The sequence below is a fragment of the Pseudoalteromonas sp. 20-MNA-CIBAN-0454 genome (genome assembly GCF_040308685.1).
GTDB classification, from domain to species: domain Bacteria; phylum Pseudomonadota; class Gammaproteobacteria; order Enterobacterales; family Alteromonadaceae; genus Pseudoalteromonas; species Pseudoalteromonas nigrifaciens.
The window spans coordinates 1-15,605 of the sequence record NZ_JBEOOB010000023.1; the positions used below are offsets into that span (position 1 = coordinate 1).

Annotated in this window: 15 protein-coding genes; 11 read left to right on the plus strand and 4 right to left on the minus strand. The window is 40.3% G+C overall.

What is annotated here, in order from left to right; translation table 11 throughout:
* Positions 1 to 345 precede the first annotated feature (345 nt).
* Positions 346 to 795, minus strand: coding sequence for an RrF2 family transcriptional regulator (locus tag AAEZ22_RS11995; RefSeq protein WP_011329069.1), 450 nt, complete (start codon positions 793 to 795; stop codon positions 346 to 348).
* Between the two features lie 302 nt (positions 796 to 1,097).
* Between AAEZ22_RS11995 and AAEZ22_RS12000 the strand changes: the two genes are divergently transcribed.
* From AAEZ22_RS12000 to AAEZ22_RS12035, 8 genes are all read left to right on the plus strand, one after another.
* Positions 1,098 to 3,356: a nitric-oxide reductase large subunit gene (locus tag AAEZ22_RS12000; protein WP_192531630.1), complete on the plus strand. Its 2,259-nt coding sequence runs from the start codon at positions 1,098 to 1,100 to the stop codon at positions 3,354 to 3,356.
* A gap of 251 nt (positions 3,357 to 3,607) precedes the next feature.
* Positions 3,608 to 4,909 (plus strand): M20 family metallopeptidase, encoded by a 1,302-nt coding sequence (locus AAEZ22_RS12005; protein ID WP_011329066.1) that lies wholly within the window; start codon positions 3,608 to 3,610, stop codon positions 4,907 to 4,909.
* A gap of 194 nt (positions 4,910 to 5,103) precedes the next feature.
* On the plus strand, positions 5,104 to 6,105 hold the full coding sequence (locus AAEZ22_RS12010) for a fatty acid desaturase (protein ID WP_011329065.1): 1,002 nt from the start codon (positions 5,104 to 5,106) through the stop codon (positions 6,103 to 6,105).
* Positions 6,106 to 6,137: 32 nt separating this feature from the next.
* Positions 6,138 to 6,932: a LuxR C-terminal-related transcriptional regulator gene (locus AAEZ22_RS12015; RefSeq protein WP_011329064.1), complete on the plus strand. Its 795-nt coding sequence runs from the start codon at positions 6,138 to 6,140 to the stop codon at positions 6,930 to 6,932.
* A gap of 180 nt (positions 6,933 to 7,112) precedes the next feature.
* Positions 7,113 to 8,375: a tyrosine--tRNA ligase gene (gene tyrS / locus AAEZ22_RS12020; protein ID WP_011329063.1), complete on the plus strand. Its 1,263-nt coding sequence runs from the start codon at positions 7,113 to 7,115 to the stop codon at positions 8,373 to 8,375.
* A gap of 95 nt (positions 8,376 to 8,470) precedes the next feature.
* Positions 8,471 to 8,683 (plus strand): hypothetical protein, encoded by a 213-nt coding sequence (locus AAEZ22_RS12025; protein WP_011329062.1) that lies wholly within the window; start codon positions 8,471 to 8,473, stop codon positions 8,681 to 8,683.
* Between the two features lie 132 nt (positions 8,684 to 8,815).
* Positions 8,816 to 9,229: a GFA family protein gene (locus tag AAEZ22_RS12030; protein WP_011329061.1), complete on the plus strand. Its 414-nt coding sequence runs from the start codon at positions 8,816 to 8,818 to the stop codon at positions 9,227 to 9,229.
* 4 nt (positions 9,230 to 9,233) lie between these two features.
* Positions 9,234 to 9,674 carry a Rid family detoxifying hydrolase gene (locus AAEZ22_RS12035; protein WP_352297349.1) on the plus strand — a complete coding sequence of 147 codons (441 nt, stop codon included), beginning with the start codon at positions 9,234 to 9,236 and terminating at the stop codon, positions 9,672 to 9,674.
* A gap of 80 nt (positions 9,675 to 9,754) precedes the next feature.
* Here the strand turns inward: AAEZ22_RS12035 and AAEZ22_RS12040 are convergent, their stop codons facing one another.
* The gene (locus AAEZ22_RS12040; protein WP_011329059.1) at positions 9,755 to 10,948 is read right to left on the minus strand and encodes an MFS transporter; all 1,194 of its coding nucleotides are present in this window, start codon (positions 10,946 to 10,948) and stop codon (positions 9,755 to 9,757) included.
* Between the two features lie 114 nt (positions 10,949 to 11,062).
* On the opposite strand from AAEZ22_RS12040, the gene AAEZ22_RS12045 reads away from it, so the two are divergent.
* Positions 11,063 to 11,857, plus strand: coding sequence for an AraC family transcriptional regulator (locus AAEZ22_RS12045; RefSeq protein WP_011329058.1), 795 nt, complete (start codon positions 11,063 to 11,065; stop codon positions 11,855 to 11,857).
* Here the strand turns inward: AAEZ22_RS12045 and AAEZ22_RS12050 are convergent.
* Together AAEZ22_RS12050 and AAEZ22_RS12055 are read right to left on the minus strand one after the other, a co-directional pair.
* Complete coding sequence (locus AAEZ22_RS12050) at positions 11,845 to 13,911, minus strand: TonB-dependent receptor (RefSeq protein WP_352297352.1); 2,067 nt, start codon at positions 13,909 to 13,911, stop codon at positions 11,845 to 11,847. The two genes, AAEZ22_RS12045 and AAEZ22_RS12050, sit on opposite strands and share 13 nt — an antisense overlap.
* Before the next feature lie 73 nt (positions 13,912 to 13,984).
* Positions 13,985 to 14,644: a YoaK family protein gene (locus AAEZ22_RS12055; RefSeq protein ID WP_011329056.1), complete on the minus strand. Its 660-nt coding sequence runs from the start codon at positions 14,642 to 14,644 to the stop codon at positions 13,985 to 13,987.
* Positions 14,645 to 14,825: 181 nt separating this feature from the next.
* Here AAEZ22_RS12055 and AAEZ22_RS12060 point away from each other — a divergent pair, with 181 nt between their 5' ends.
* Both AAEZ22_RS12060 and AAEZ22_RS12065 read left to right on the plus strand, forming a co-directional pair.
* Positions 14,826 to 15,074 carry a TIGR03643 family protein gene (locus tag AAEZ22_RS12060; protein ID WP_011329055.1) on the plus strand — a complete coding sequence of 83 codons (249 nt, stop codon included), beginning with the start codon at positions 14,826 to 14,828 and terminating at the stop codon, positions 15,072 to 15,074.
* Between the two features lie 79 nt (positions 15,075 to 15,153).
* Positions 15,154 to 15,603: a hypothetical protein gene (locus tag AAEZ22_RS12065; protein ID WP_011329054.1), complete on the plus strand. Its 450-nt coding sequence runs from the start codon at positions 15,154 to 15,156 to the stop codon at positions 15,601 to 15,603.
* Positions 15,604 to 15,605 lie beyond the last annotated feature (2 nt).

A 15,605-nucleotide genomic window follows, 5' to 3' on the forward strand; every position in this document is an offset into this window, starting at 1 on the left:
ATGCCTACAGAAAAGTGTAAACGGACACAACCCGCCGGACTCGAGCGGCACGCGGGAGTGCCGCTGTTATAAGTTAAGGTCCGGCCGCTGGTACCACTTTTTATAGCCCCGATCAAATTGGTCGGGGTTTTTTTATGCCTACAGAAAAGTGTAAACGGACACAACCCGCCGGACTCGAGCGGCACGCGGGAGTGCCGCTGTTATAAGTTAAAGTCCGGCCGCAGATGCCACTTTTTATAGCCCCTGTTAGATTTAGCAGGGGTTTTTTATGTCTACAGAAAATAATAAAGGCAAGCAGCACAGAAGTTGTCTTGTAATGACTACTTTATTTAAAGCATGATTACTCTAATAATCTGATGTGATCAGTATTTTACTTAATACCGCTTTATTTGGGCCGTTTATTAAATCGGCCAAGGTGTACTGATCTAAGCAATTAAAAAAGCTTTCTATTGCGTGTGAAAGTACTTTTTTGAGTTGGCATGCTGGTGTAATAATACAAAAGTTATTTTCACCAAAGCACTCTACTAATGCAGACTTCCCCTCAAAAGATCTAACTAATTGGCCTATGTTTATTTGTTCTGCAGCGTGATTTAGTTTGATCCCACCATTTTTTCCTCGGGTACTATTTATATAGCCTTGTGCACTTAATTGTTGCACCACCTTCATTAAGTGGTTTTTAGATACGCCATAGCATTCAGCTATCTCTTTTATTGTTTTAATTTCGTTAGTATTTTTATTTATAGCGAGGTAAATAAGTACGCGTAATGAGTAGTCGGTAAAACGAGAAATATTCATCTGTTGGCCTTTTGCTAATAAATTAAATTATATATTTAATTTATTAGCTCTACAGTACTTTTTTATTAATTACAGGCTGGTTATTAATTAACGTTACTTTTATTGATCTAAACATGCATTTTGTTTGCATGTTTAGGTGTATGTTAACTATGAGCCAATAATAACTGGTAATAATGCTAATTTTAGTCGTGGTTTGGTTACTTACGAAATAAAAAAGCAATTTTGTAAAAATAAACATTTATTTCAACATAATAAAGTACCTATGGAGAGTAGCGATATGCGTAATCGTCAGGGGGATAGCAATGAGAGAATATAAAAGGTTATGGTGGGCCCTTTTAGGGGTCGTCGCAGTCACCTTTTCATTATTAGGTTACTACGGCACAGAAATTTACCGTGAAGCACCGCCAATACCAGCCGCGTTTGTATCAGAAAGTGGCAAAGTGTTAACCACAGAAGAGCAAATACTTGACGGGCAAACTGCGTGGCAATCTGTTGGTGGCATGCAATTAGGTTCGGTTTGGGGGCATGGAGCTTATCAAGCGCCAGATTGGACAGCTGACTGGTTGCATCGCGAGTTAGTGAGTTGGTTAAATTTAGCTGCAGAAGATCAATTTGGCACAGCATACGATGAACTCAATGAGCAGCAACAGCATATGCTGCGCTATGATCTTAAAAAAGATTATAGAACAAATACTTATAATACAAAAACCAACACTGTGAGCTTATCGCCGCGACGTATGCAGGCAATAGCGCAAACCAGTGATTATTATAATGCGTTGTTTGGTGGTGCAGCTGAGCTGCAGCAAACCCGTGCTAACTATGCAATGAAAGAAGTTACTTTGCCCAGTGCTGAGCGCAGGGCACGTTTAAACGAGTTCTTCTTTTGGACGGCTTGGGCGGCATCTACTGAGCGTTTAGATGGGAATGCAACCTATACCAATAACTGGCCGCATGAGCCGTTAATTGATAATAAACCCACTACCGAAAACATAGTATGGTCGCTGGTCAGTATTGTGTTACTGGTTGCAGGAATTGGAGCATTAGTGTGGGCGTGGGCATTTTTACGCAGGCAGGATGACGAAGAGCCAATCGTGCCAAAAACAGATCCTATTTTATCTTTTAACTTAACGCCTTCGCAAAAATCTTTAGGTAAATACTTATTTTTAATTGTAGCTTTGTTTACCTTTCAAATATTTGTAGGGGCATTTACCGCTCATTATACCGTTGAAGGGCAGGGCTTTTATGGCGTGCAAACCTCTGAATGGTTCCCCTATAGTTTAGTGCGAACTTGGCATATTCAGTCGGCGTTATTTTGGATTGCAACAGGCTTTTTAGCGGCTGGTTTATTTTTAGCCCCAATTATTAATGGTGGCGAAGATCCTAAGTTTCAAAAGCTGGGTGTTGATGTATTGTTTTGGGCGTTAGTATTGGTAGTAGTTGGCTCGTTTATTGGTCAGTACTTAGCAATTGCGCAAATAATGCCGCCAGAACTAAACTTTTGGTTAGGCCATCAGGGCTATGAATACATTGATTTAGGACGACTATGGCAAATTGGTAAATTTGTTGGAATATTGCTGTGGTTAGTATTAATGATGCGTTGTATTACACCCACTTTAAATAAAGAGGGTGATAAAAACTTACTGGTTTTATTTATGCTGTCGGTAATTGCGATTGGCTTATTTTATGGTGCGGGTTTTTTCTACGGCGAGCGTACGCATATTTCAGTAATGGAATATTGGCGCTGGTGGATTGTGCATTTATGGGTAGAAGGTTTCTTTGAAGTATTTGCCACAACAGCACTGGCCTTTATATTTTTTAATATGGGTTTAGTGTCTAAACGTATGGCTACAGTGGCTTCGTTAGCGTCGGCTTCGTTGTTTATGTTAGGCGGTGTTCCGGGGACTTTCCATCACTTGTACTTTTCGGGTACAACTACACCCGTTATGGCTGTAGGTGCAACTTTTAGTGCGCTTGAAGTAGTGCCACTTATAGTGCTTGGTCATGAAGCATGGGAGCATTATAAATTAAAAACGCGTGCGCCTTGGATGGAAAATGTTAAATGGCCAATAATGTATTTTGTAGCCGTTGCATTTTGGAATATGTTAGGTGCAGGTGTGCTGGGCTTTATGATCAACCCACCAATTGCTTTGTATTATATTCAAGGACTTAATACCACAGCAACACATGCTCATGCAGCTTTGTTTGGCGTTTATGGCTTTTTAGCGCTGGGCTTTACACTACTCATATTAAGATACATTCGCCCGCATTTAAAATTTGATGAAGGCTTAATGAAAACCTCTTTTTGGTGGATGAATATAGGGCTAGCGTTAATGCTATTCACTAGCTTATTACCGGTTGGTATTATTCAATTTATTGCCAGCGCATCAGAGGGACTTTGGTATGCACGTAGCGAAGCATTAATGCAAAGCGATACTTTGGTAACGCTACGCTGGGTGCGCACCATTGGTGATGTAGTATTTATGGTGGGCGCATTAGCGGTTACTTGGCAAGTTGTTAAAGGTGTATTTAGCTCGCCAGAAAAAGCAGTTAAAACGCCCTAGTTATATTGTAAATATATAAAATAAAGTTAAACAAAAATGACGCTAAACAGCGTCATTTTTTATTGGTGTTTTTACTCTAGTGAGTTTTAGTTACTATGTAGTTTATTAAATGTTTTGCATAATAACTCAAAATAGCCGGGTAATTATTTGCATTGCTCAGTGCATTGCGCATTATCTACTTACTCACGTCAAAATTTTCTATAACAGCACTGCACAGTGTTGCTAAAGGCAGATAATAAAAAGGAACACAGATGAAACGCTCATTAATCTCATTAGCTATTGGCTTAGCAAGCCTAGGGGCATTTAATGCCAGTGCCAATATTAATATCGATAAACAGATAAATCAGGTTGAAGATAAGGTGATTGAATGGCGTCGCGATTTTCATCAGCACCCTGAGTTAAGTAACCGCGAAACACGTACCGCTGCGATTGTAGCACGCCATTTAAAAGCCTTAGGGATGCAGGTTGAAACTGACATTGCTTACACAGGTGTAGTGGGGATTTTAAAAGGCGGTAAGTCGGGGCCAACAGTAATGCTGCGTGCCGATATGGATGCACTGCCAGTAACCGAAAAAGCTGATGTGCCTTTTAAATCACTGGTAACTACCAAGTATAATGGGGTTGATGTTGGGGTTATGCATGCCTGTGGGCACGACACGCATGTGGCTATGCTAATGGGTGCAGCTGAAGTATTAGCCGCTGTAAAAAATGAATTACACGGCGATATTATGTTTGTGTTTCAGCCAGCAGAAGAAGGCGCGCCACAAGGCGAAGAGGGCGGAGCTGAGTTAATGTTAAAAGAGGGGATATTTAAAAAGTATCAACCCGATGTGGCGTTTGGCATTCATGTTATGGCGGGATTAAACAGCGGCCAAATTGGTTATCGTAGTGGCCCAATTATGGCCAGTGCCGATCGCTTCGAAATAACGGTAAAAGGTAAGCAAACGCATGGTTCATCGCCTTGGGGTGGGGTCGATCCTATTTCAGTTGCTGCACAAATTGTCTCAGGGGTTAATCATATTGTTAGTCGTCAAATAGATATAACTAAAGAGCCTGCCATTATCTCGTTTGGTAAAATAGCCGGCGGCGTACGTAACAATATTATTCCCGATAGTGTAGAAATGGTAGGCACTATTCGTAATTTTGATATGGATAACCGCCAACAAATTTTTGAAAAATTAACCACTACAGCTACGCATATTGCTAAAGCGTCGGGAGCCGAAGCACAGGTAAATATTTTTAAAGGTTACCCAGTAACGGTGAATAACCCAGAGCTTACCGCGCAAATGTTGCCAACACTTAAAAATATAGTAGGTAAAGATAACCTGTTTGATGTGCCAAAAGTAACCGGCGCAGAAGACTTTGCTTTTTATGCGCAGCAAGTACCGGGTTTATTTTTGTTTTTAGGCGGCACGCCAACAGGGCAAGATGTAAAAACAGCACCAACCAACCATTCGCCGTATTTTTATGTTGACGAGTCAACGCTTAAAGTGGGCACTAAAGCAATGAGCCAGCTGGCGATTGACTATTTAGCTGCACAGCAAAAAAACTAACATAAACTTAGCTCACGCTAGGATTAAATAAATTACGGGCGCTAATAGAAGAGGCGCCCGTGTTGTTTTTGCAGTAATTAGCGTGTAAAAGCATTAGCAACTAGTATCAAAGAGCATAAGAAAGTACTCTCAAAGGTGTTTTTTTTACCAGTTCGGGTATTATCCGCCCCAACATAATTGATCGGTTGTAATTTATGACTCATTTAAGTGCAAAAGAAAATATTCAAGCCATTGTTAAAGCTATTAAGGCTGAAGAGGCGAAGCTACGCGCTAAGCATCCATTATTAACGCATCAAAATACCTTGGGATTGGTTATTTTACTGTTATCTCTTGGGGCATTAGTTGGGGTTGGCTTTTTATATTATTTAGCCATTATTCCTGCGTGGTTATGTATTATTTTAGCTGCTATGGCTGCATCTATTTCGCATGAGTTAGAGCATGATTTAATTCATAAACAGTATTTTAGTAATCAGCCATTTATGCATAATTTTATGATGCTAACCGTGTGGTTAATGCGCCCTAATACTATCAGCCCTTGGTATCGTCGTAAGTTACATTTACACCATCATAAAACTTCAGGCACACAACAAGACCTAGAAGAGCGCTTAGTGGGTAACGGTATTAAAAATCCTTTGTTACGCGCGTTGGTTATTGTGGATGGCTTATTAGGCTTATTAATTAACGCCAAACGTTTTTCTAAAGAAATTAAAGGCTTTCACTTTTTTAAGATATTTAATGCCGGTTTTCCTATTACCACCGCTTACTTTATTGTTTTATACAGCGTAATTATATTTCATGGCGTTAATTTATTTACTGGGCTTGCACAAAGCTCGCCGGCTTGGTTATTAAGCACTATGTCGCTATTTGAGTTTTTAATGGTGGTGTTAATTGTACCTAATATTGTGCGCTCGAGCTCGCTAAATTTTGTTACCTCGTGCATGCATTACTATGGCGGTGTAACCAATATGCTGGAGCAAACCCATGTGTTAACCAGTCGGGTATTTATGCCGTTTCACTTGTTTTGTTTTAACTTTGGTAAAACCCATAGTATTCATCACTTTGTGCCAAATCAGCCATTTTATTTACGCCAAATGCTAAGTAAAAAAGTGCTAAATGTAATGCGCGAACATGGCGTGCGTTTTAATGATTTTGCCAGTATTAAACAGGCAAATTTTTATAATGCTAACGCCAATTAAACTTTTAATTTAACTAAAACACCGTGGCAGTAATGATTGCAAAACCCACTGAAAATGAGCTAATTGCGCAATGTGTTGAAGCAATCAATTCAACTGGTTTTGCACAAAAAATAGTTAATTACATTGCTCATTTAGTGCAATTTGACTGCGCGGTGATTTTAGGCTGTAGAGCCCATAAACACCCCATTTATTTATACGACTCGATAGATACTCGACGCGAGTTATTGTTTCAGCGCTATTTAACCAATTCGTTTATTAACGATCCCTTTTATATTGAACTGTCAAAAAGTGGCCATGAAGGTGTGTATCGGTTAGTCGATATCAGCGCAAATAAAGACTTAGCAGCTTATACCCAATACCAGCAACAGTTTTATAACGAAACCGGTTGGGTAGATGAACTAAGTATAAGTGTGCGCACAGATGAGAGCCGCTGGATTGTTATTTATTTAGGCTTTTTAGAAAGCAAACAACGCTTTAGCGCCGCACAAAAAAGCACCTTAATAGCTCATTTTAGCCTTATAAAAGCATTATGCCGCCAACATTGGGGCAATAACTTATTATTGCTTGGGCCTTTAACTACCACAGCTACAGGGCAATTAATTGAGCGTGGCTTAGCTACCTTTGCCAACGAGCAACTTACCACCCGCGAGCGACAAATAGCTATGCTATTAGTGCAAGGCTGCGACTCTAACGATATTGCTAAGCAATTAAATATCACCTTAGGTACAGTTAAAAACCACCGTAAACGTATTTACGCACAATTAAAAGTGTCTTCGTTGAGTGAGTTTTTTCAGCTGTTTTTAAACCACTTAATCACTAGTGAGTAAGATTAGTTAGCATAAATATTTGCCTTGCCTTAATACTACTTTCGCACCGTTAAACAGCGCTTCTACTTAAATTGATTAATATAAAGTACTTTCTATCCCTTTAGGGATATATGGTTGTGTAGCAGCTTTAATTAGTATTTTTACCCTAACTAATTAACACATGTGTGTGGGATAAATACAATGACAACACAATTACTGGAAGATATTACACATCGCGGCCTGGTTTCTCAGGTTAGCGATTTAGCGCAGCTTGAGCAGTTATTAGCAACTTCACAAGTTGTGTATTGTGGTTTTGATCCTACCGCGGGCAGTTTACATATTGGCCACTTAGTACCTTTGCTAATGCTAAAGCGTTTTAATGATGCCGGTCATAAAGCGGTGGCATTAATTGGTGGCGCAACCGGGTTAATTGGCGATCCAAGCTTTAAAGCCACCGAGCGCAGCTTAAACAGTAAAGAAACCGTACAAGGTTGGGTAGCAGATTTAAGCTCACAAGTAGAGAGCGTAATGAACCCGCATTTAAGCGAGCCAATTCAATTAAAAAATAATGCCGACTGGTTTAGCGGTATTGAAGTGTTGGATTTTTTTCGCGATGTAGGTAAGCACTTTTCAATTAATAATATGATCAACCGCGAGTCGGTAAAGCAACGTTTGCAACGCCCTGATCAAGGTTTATCGTTTACTGAATTTAGTTACACTTTATTGCAGTCGTACGACTTTGCTAAATTAAATAGCGAACTGGGTTGTAGTGTGCAAATTGGCGGCAACGATCAGTGGGGGAATATAGTAAGTGGGATTGATTTAACCCGCCGCTTAAATAAGCAAACTGTGTATGGATTAACTTTGCCACTTATTACTAAATCAGACGGTACTAAGTTTGGTAAAACGGAAGGCGGCGCAATTTGGCTTGATCCGAAAAAAACCTCACCGTATCGCTTTTACCAATTTTGGTTAAATTGTGACGATGCCGATGTATACAACTTTTTGCGTTTTTACACCTTTTTATCGGTAAAAGAAATTGAAGCCATTGAAGCGAATGACATTACCAGCCAACAAAAGCCTCAAGCGCAAGGTATTTTAGCCGAGCAATTAACCCGCTTTGTACATGGCGAACAAGGCTTAGCAAGCGCGCAGCGCATTACGCAATTATTGTTTAACGGCCAAGTACAAACACTCACCTTGGCAGAGCTTGAGCAATTAGAGCAAGATGGGCTCGCCGTACACGCTATTAGCGACGCGAAAATTAATATTGCTGAGTTACTGGTTAAAAGTGAACTGGCCAGCTCAAAGCGTACTGCACGTGAGTTAATAAACGCGAATGCGATTAAAATTAATGGCGAGGCCATTACAGATGAGCACGCACAGTTAGATTTTCCGCTGTTTGATCGTTTTTGGGTAATGCAGCGTGGTAAAAAGCAATTTAGGCTTATTAAGTTAGCTTAAAGTGTTACAGGCGTGTTGAATTGAACATCCTATGAAATAAAAAACGCACATAGCCTGTCTACTAATTAGGTTAATAGCCTTTTTGAGGTAGTACTATGTGTAGTTCAATGAAACGTAGCCGTGAGGTAAAAAAGTTACAGCTTAACTTTGAAGACGATCTTAGTAATGAGCAACGCTTGCGCTTTGCTGCTAAAGCAAATATAGCGCAAGCGCGCCGTGATGCGCTTAATAAAAACAGTGCTGATAAGCATATTGCTAAATCACGCTTTTTTAATTTATTTCGTTGGTTTAAACAGTATTTACCATAAATTTAGAGGCACTAAATAGTTGCTTTAGGCTGTGGTGTTTTATTGCTATGCAGGTACACTTTTAGTATAAAACTCGTGTAATACCGAAGCACCCTTAAGGGTGGAGCTCGTTAAAAATAATGGATATATAAAATGAACATAACTGGAAGCTGTTACTGCGGCGACATAAAATACCAAGCGAAAACACAAAGTAACACGCTATTAGTGTGCCACTGTAGTGATTGCCAACGCATGTCGAGTGGGCCATTTAGAGCGGTAATAATGAGTGAGCCTAACGGCGTTACTTTTACGCAAGGTAAGCCTAAAGAATATATAAAAACGGCGCAAAGTGGTAATAAACGTGCGCAAGGGTTTTGTGGTAATTGTGGCACCTCACTTTATGCTACCAACGAAGCGACAGAAAACCGTGTATATGGCCTTAGAATAGGGGCGGTTGATCAACGCGATGAGTTTACGCCAGTAGCGCAAATTTGGTGTCAGTCTAGCGTTAGTTGGTTGAACGATTTAGTGCAAGTGCCTGCATTTGCCACCACCCCAAAAAATTAGGTTTATGATGAAAAAAATAACATTAATTACCTTATTCACCAGTGTATTGAGCAGTGGTTTTGCTAATGCAAAAAACAGTGATATTGAGCACTTAAATGCGGCCTCAGCAAGTTTACCTTTTTCGCAAATTGTAAGGGTCGATAATACCTTGTATATGTCGGGTCAAATTGGGCTTACAAGCAGTGGTAAACTAGCACAAGGTGGTTTTGCAGCAGAGACTAAGCAAACGCTCGAAAATATAAAAAGCACCCTAGAGCAGCATAATTACAGTATGAAAAACATAGTAAAGTGTACGGTTATGCTAACCGACATAAATAACTTTAAAATGTTTAATAAAATATATGCTGAATACTTTACCCCGCCATATCCTGCGCGCAGTGCGTTTGCAGTAAAAGCGTTAGCACTAAATTCAGTTGTAGAGGTTGAATGTATTGGCGCTGTTTAAGCTAAATATATAAAAAGTACTAAACTATAATTAGTTATAAAAGTGGGCAAATGATTACACCGCCCACTTTTAATTAACGCTTACGCTTTGTTGCGCATAGTAATATTACGCCCGCCTAAATAACCAAACACCGCACATAGCGCGCTCGCACCTGCGCAAAACCATAAAGTAGATGCCCAGTTACCAAAATAACTATGCAGCGCACCTGCAATAATAGGTCCAGTAGCGGCAAGTAAATAACCAATACACTGCGCCATACCAGAAAGTGCCGCAGCTTGATGTGAGTCGTGAGTACGTAAACTAATAAACGACAAGCCCAATATAAAGCATGCACCCGAGCAAAACCCCATAGTGATTGACCACACAGACGCATAGTCTGGCATATACAACAGTCCAATCGACGACAGGCTTGCCAACACTCCTAAAACAAAGGTGAGTACGCGCTGATCTTTTAGTTTTGCTAATAAGGGAATTAAGATAATACCGGGTAAAGCCGAAGCTACCTGAAATGAGCCTTGCAGCGCACCCGCTTGTTGTGCGCTGTGGCCACTGTCTATTAAAATGCTTGGTAACCAGCCAATAATTATATAAGTAAATAACGAGTTACAGCCAAGTAGCAAAGTAATTTGCCACGCAAGGGCTTGGCGCCACACTTTTACGTCACCGGTGTTTTCAACCAGATCTTTAGTCGGTTTGGTGCGTAGCTTTAATTGCGGTAGCCAAATAAATAAACTTATTAAAGTAATTAACGCGTAACTGGCTAAAGCAATTTGCCAGCCCATTTGTTTATATTCGGCAAGGGGAATAATTAACGCTGAGTAACTACCGCCAAAAATACCCATAGCAAGCACATACGCCGAGGTCATTACAGCCACTTTGTGTGCAAAGTCGCGCTTAATTAAACTCGGTAACAGCACATTACCTATCGCAATGCCGACCCCAATGACGGCGGTGCCTAAATAAAGTACCGGCACAGAATCTATCATGCGCGATGCTAAGCCTAAGCCAATTAAAATAAGGGCAATAAAAAGCGACACTTCTAAGCCTTGCCTTTTAGCTAAACTAGTGGCTAATGGGCTTGCTAAAGCAAATGCAATTAACGGTAAGGTGGTAAGCATACCGGCTTGTGATGCGCTTAAATTAAAACTAAGAATTATTTGGTCCAGCACGGGGGCTAAACCAGTCACTGGCGCACGTAAGTTACTGGCAATAAGTAAAATTCCCAGTACTAATAATGCGTAAGATAAGCGAGATTGAGATTGTTGAGTTAACAAGGTAAACGTCCTAGCAGGTTGGTTATTTAGCAAGAAGCAATAGAGACTAGTATAAAGGCTAAGTCATCACTATAATTTAGTAAAAGAGACATTAAATAACTAAAAACAGACAAAATGCAGCTTCCCCAAGATTGGAATGAAATAAAAAACTTTGAAATCATGCCGCAACCGGTTATTGCTAAAATAGAATATGCCCAGCTTAGCCGTGAAATTCCGCTGCATACTCATCCAAAAGGGCAGTTAATTTTAGCCCTGCACGGTTATGTTACCTGTGAAGTGGCAACAAAAATGTGGATGGTGCCTACTCATAGCGCCATTTGGATCCCGGCAAATGTAGAGCACAGTAATAGAGCATCTGATAATGCGCATTTATGCCACTTATTTATTGATGCAAACTTACAAGGTATGCCAAGTACAGCCTGTACATTAACCATTAGCCCATTAATAAAAGAGTTAATGCTTAGTTTGGCAAGTAATCAGCAAAACTATAGCTTAACGGGTAAAACCGCACGGCTTGCACAGGTATTATTTGATCAGCTGGTGGATATGCCAATTCAACCTTTAGACTTTGTACTATCAAAAAACAGTGTTATTAAAAACATGAGCAATCAACTTATTAGCCAGCCTTATAGCCGTAAAACATTGCCACAATGGGCACAGCAATTTGCTTTAACTGAACGTACTTTAGCGCGGTTAATAAAAAAAGAAACCGGTATGACCTTTGGTAAATGGCGCACTCAATTGCATATTATAATTGCACTGCAGGCGTTATCTAATCAGCAAAGTGTGCAGCAGGTATCGGAGCTATTAGGTTATGAGTCGGTGAGTGCGTTTATTACTATGTTTAAAAAAGTAATGAAAAAATCGCCCATGCGTTACATGAGCGATCTGGATGTTTACCAGCTATAAGTTGCTGAGATCATGGCGTTACGTGGCCGCCCTGGAAAGTAGCGGTCGCCGGTAAAGCTAGTGTAATCGGCGCGCTCGGCATAAGCGGTATCGGTTAAGTTAATAATACGCGCTGCAAGCGCTAAGTTATTTGTTATTTGCCACTGTACTCGTAAACTTAAAATGTCATGCCCGTTATAACTGTGTAAGTTTTCAGGATCGGTATAGTAACGACCAACATGATGCCATTGCAGTGCCACATTGGCGTTATTAAACGCCTGCCAGGTTAAATCTAAATTGGCAATTTTACGCGGGGCGGTATCAACATCATTATCTTTAATATTGATATTATTGAGTATTTGTTCATTAGTATAACTATGCTTGGCATAACTGGCGGCAAAGTTAACTGACCAAGCTGAGGTGAGAGCATGCTCAAGTTCAAGCTCAATCCCGCGGTGGCGCGAGCTGCCATTATTCACGGTAAAAAAGTCGCTGTCGCGGTAAATAGTATGGTGCTTACTCATAGCATAAACCGATAAATTATAACGACTATTTTGATAAACGCCTTTTAAGCCAAACTCAGCATTATTAGCTATTTCGGCACTTAAATTAGTGGTGTTTTGCTGGCGTTGTAACTGATATAACTCGGCGGCTTGTGGCGCTCGGTAGCCACGCGAAAAGTTAGCATAAAGCAGGTTATTAACAGTGTACTGATAGCTAACCCCAAGTTTTGGCGATAAGTTACTAAAATTATTTTTTGTACTTGCAGGGCGGCTATATCGGCAACCACCAAATCCGCACTCTGTACCGTCTTCTTTCGTGCGCCCCGCTAACATGTTGTTAGTGTAGTCGTATTGCATGTGCTCATAACGAGCGCCAAGAGTCACTAACCAATCGTTTAGTTGCAGATCAACACTGGCAAAAGGTGCATATAAAGTGGCATTTACGTCGTAATCGTAATGCTTACCTTGGGGGACCGTAGCAACTAAAAATGCCGAGCCTTGAGTTGGCTTGTTTTGACTTTGTAAAAAGTCGGCGCGGGTGTATTCGCCATCTAGGCCAAAGTTAAGCTTAATATTATTCTCTAGCTGATGTTGATAAAGCGACTGCAGCCCCACACCGGTTTGACTGTTGTACTCTAGTGGCGTACCAGGTAAAAAATGCTTAAAAAAGTCCATACTTTGGTTACGTAAATACACCGTTGTTGAGAGCGTATCGTCATTTAGTTGCCAAGTGGCGTTACTCCATACTCGTAACGAACGTGCTTTTCTAAACGCATCCGGATCAAAGTTTTGTTGTGCTATGCTCTCGTCTTTATAGCTTTTAAGGCCAGTAATAAAGCCTGCGGTTTGTTGATCTAAATGGGTATAAGTAAGCCCAGAAGTAAGCGCTAAATCGCTATTATTATACCGGTGACGTAAGTTTACCTTTTGTTGTTTTACGCTTTCATCATCGCGATAGCCGCTGTCGTCAGTAATGCTGGCGTTAATACCTAACCCACTGCTGCCCATATCGTGGCCAGCACGTAATTTATAGCGGTTATAGCCAAACGAGCCATAATCTAGTCCGATTAAGCCGCCATCTTGCGTTGTATCTGGGGTGATCACGTTAATAACCCCATGCACCGCATTTGAGCCATACAGGGCAGAACCAGGGCCTTTAAGTACCTCTATACGCTGCGCCATTTCGCTATGTGCTTCAAACAACTCGTTTATATTACAAAACCCAGCTGCTCTTAGTGCAATACCATCCTCAAGTGTGAGTAAACCACCACAGGCACCTGCACCGGATAAAACAGGTGAGCGCAGCGCGGGTAAATATTCTTGGCCATTACCACGTTGTATATTTGCGCCAGCGACTCTTTGCATGGCTTCTTCAATATGTGTTGGAGCAATGGCATTTAATTGTGCTTCATTGAGCACGCTAATAATTACGGGTAACTGTGTACTAAGCGCCTCAACACGCGACGCAGTGGTTGTTATGCGCTCAATTGGCTGAGCATCATTTTGCTTGGCAATGGCTATAAGTGGTAGCTGAGAGAGTAATAGCAAAGGGGGTAAGTAATGGCGTTTCATATATTCCTACACATTGATTATATGGCAATAGTGCTATGGTAAGCGTTAGGCAAACGTATTGAAATAACTTGCGTTAAACGGTATTGCGTAAACGATAAAGCCGATAAGTAATTGATAAAATAAAGCACATAACAGCCGGTACTACTAAAGTTGCTACAGAAAACAATTCAAATAGCATAAACCCAATTACACCACCGCATAAAAAACCTAGGGTGATCAGTAAAAACACCATGAATTTTCGGCCATCTACAGCATCGCCTTTTAATGCGCGGCCCATCATTAAACCAAGGTCGGTAAAAATACCGGTTAAATGTGTAGTACGTACTACTGCGCCACTGTAATTGGTTGCCAGCGCATTTTGTAAACCACAAGCGGCAGATGCCAGCACTATGCCATAAACAAAGGAGCTATAAAGTAAGTAGGCACTGGCTAGTAGTAATAACCCTTCAATAAACAATAAAGTATCGTAATGTCGGCCTAACTTTAACGAACCACCGTTGAGTAAAAACCCCGACAACGCAGAGCCAAGCATAAAGCTAATTATGATACTAAACAGTAATAATGCCGCACTGCCATCACTCATTAATTTAATGCCAAATAAAGTAACAGAGCCCGACAAATGAGAAATAGCCTGATGTTCAAATCCTAATAAACCCACGGCGTTCACAATGCCGGCAATAAATGCCAGTGTAAATGCGCCATATTCAACCCAGCGTGGCAGCTTTGTAAACATAGTTAACTTCTCTATACTTGGTTATAGATATATTTAATATCATACACTTAAACTTTCTTCTTCTAAAATAATGATAAAAAATAACCGTAATTAAATATATCTCTATTTTATATGGCTTAAGTTAAATTGATCGTGCAATTTTAGTGCTTCGTATTAGTTATTTTTTAAAGAGAAAATAACTATGTTTAACGCCCAGCAGCAATCGCGCATTATAGAAATGGCATGGGAGGATAGAACCCCGTTTGAAGCAATAGAGCAACTTTATGGCTTAAACTATTCGCAGTTGGTGGTTTTTATGCGCCAAAATATTGCCAGCGGTAGCTTTAAAGTATGGCGAAAACGCCACGCTGGGCGCAAAACCAAACATTTAAAGCTGCGTGATCCCGCCATTATGCGCAGCCATTGTAAAACGCAATATAAGCAGCGTTAAGATTAATTTATACAGAGTTTCATATAATGTTCAGGCTAACTTGTTAATCTTGCGTTATTAACTAAAGCAGAGATTAACTATGTATAAAACCATTTATAGCGCATTAATTATTTTAATATTGAGCTCATTTAACGCACAAGCAAAGCACGACAAAGATGATTATTATGATAAGCACCATAATAAACATAGTAAATACGAGCATGGCTCAAACAAGCACTACAATAAAAAACACCATAATAAAAAACACTATTCAAATAAGCATGAGTGGAAAAAACACCATAAAAAATATGATCGCCACGATAACCACTTATCTAAAAAAGAAGCTAAAAAACTTATTCGTCAAGGGTGGACACCACCGGGTTGGCATAAAAGTTACCACAGAGGTGATATTTTAGAGCGTGATATTTATAAGCGTGCCAAAGTAATAGACAGATACCGAGATAAAGGTACTGTACGCATAGAGGTAGATCGTACTATTATTCATATGGTACACGACACGCGCGAAATACTGTCTATTTTGAGTCGATAAGC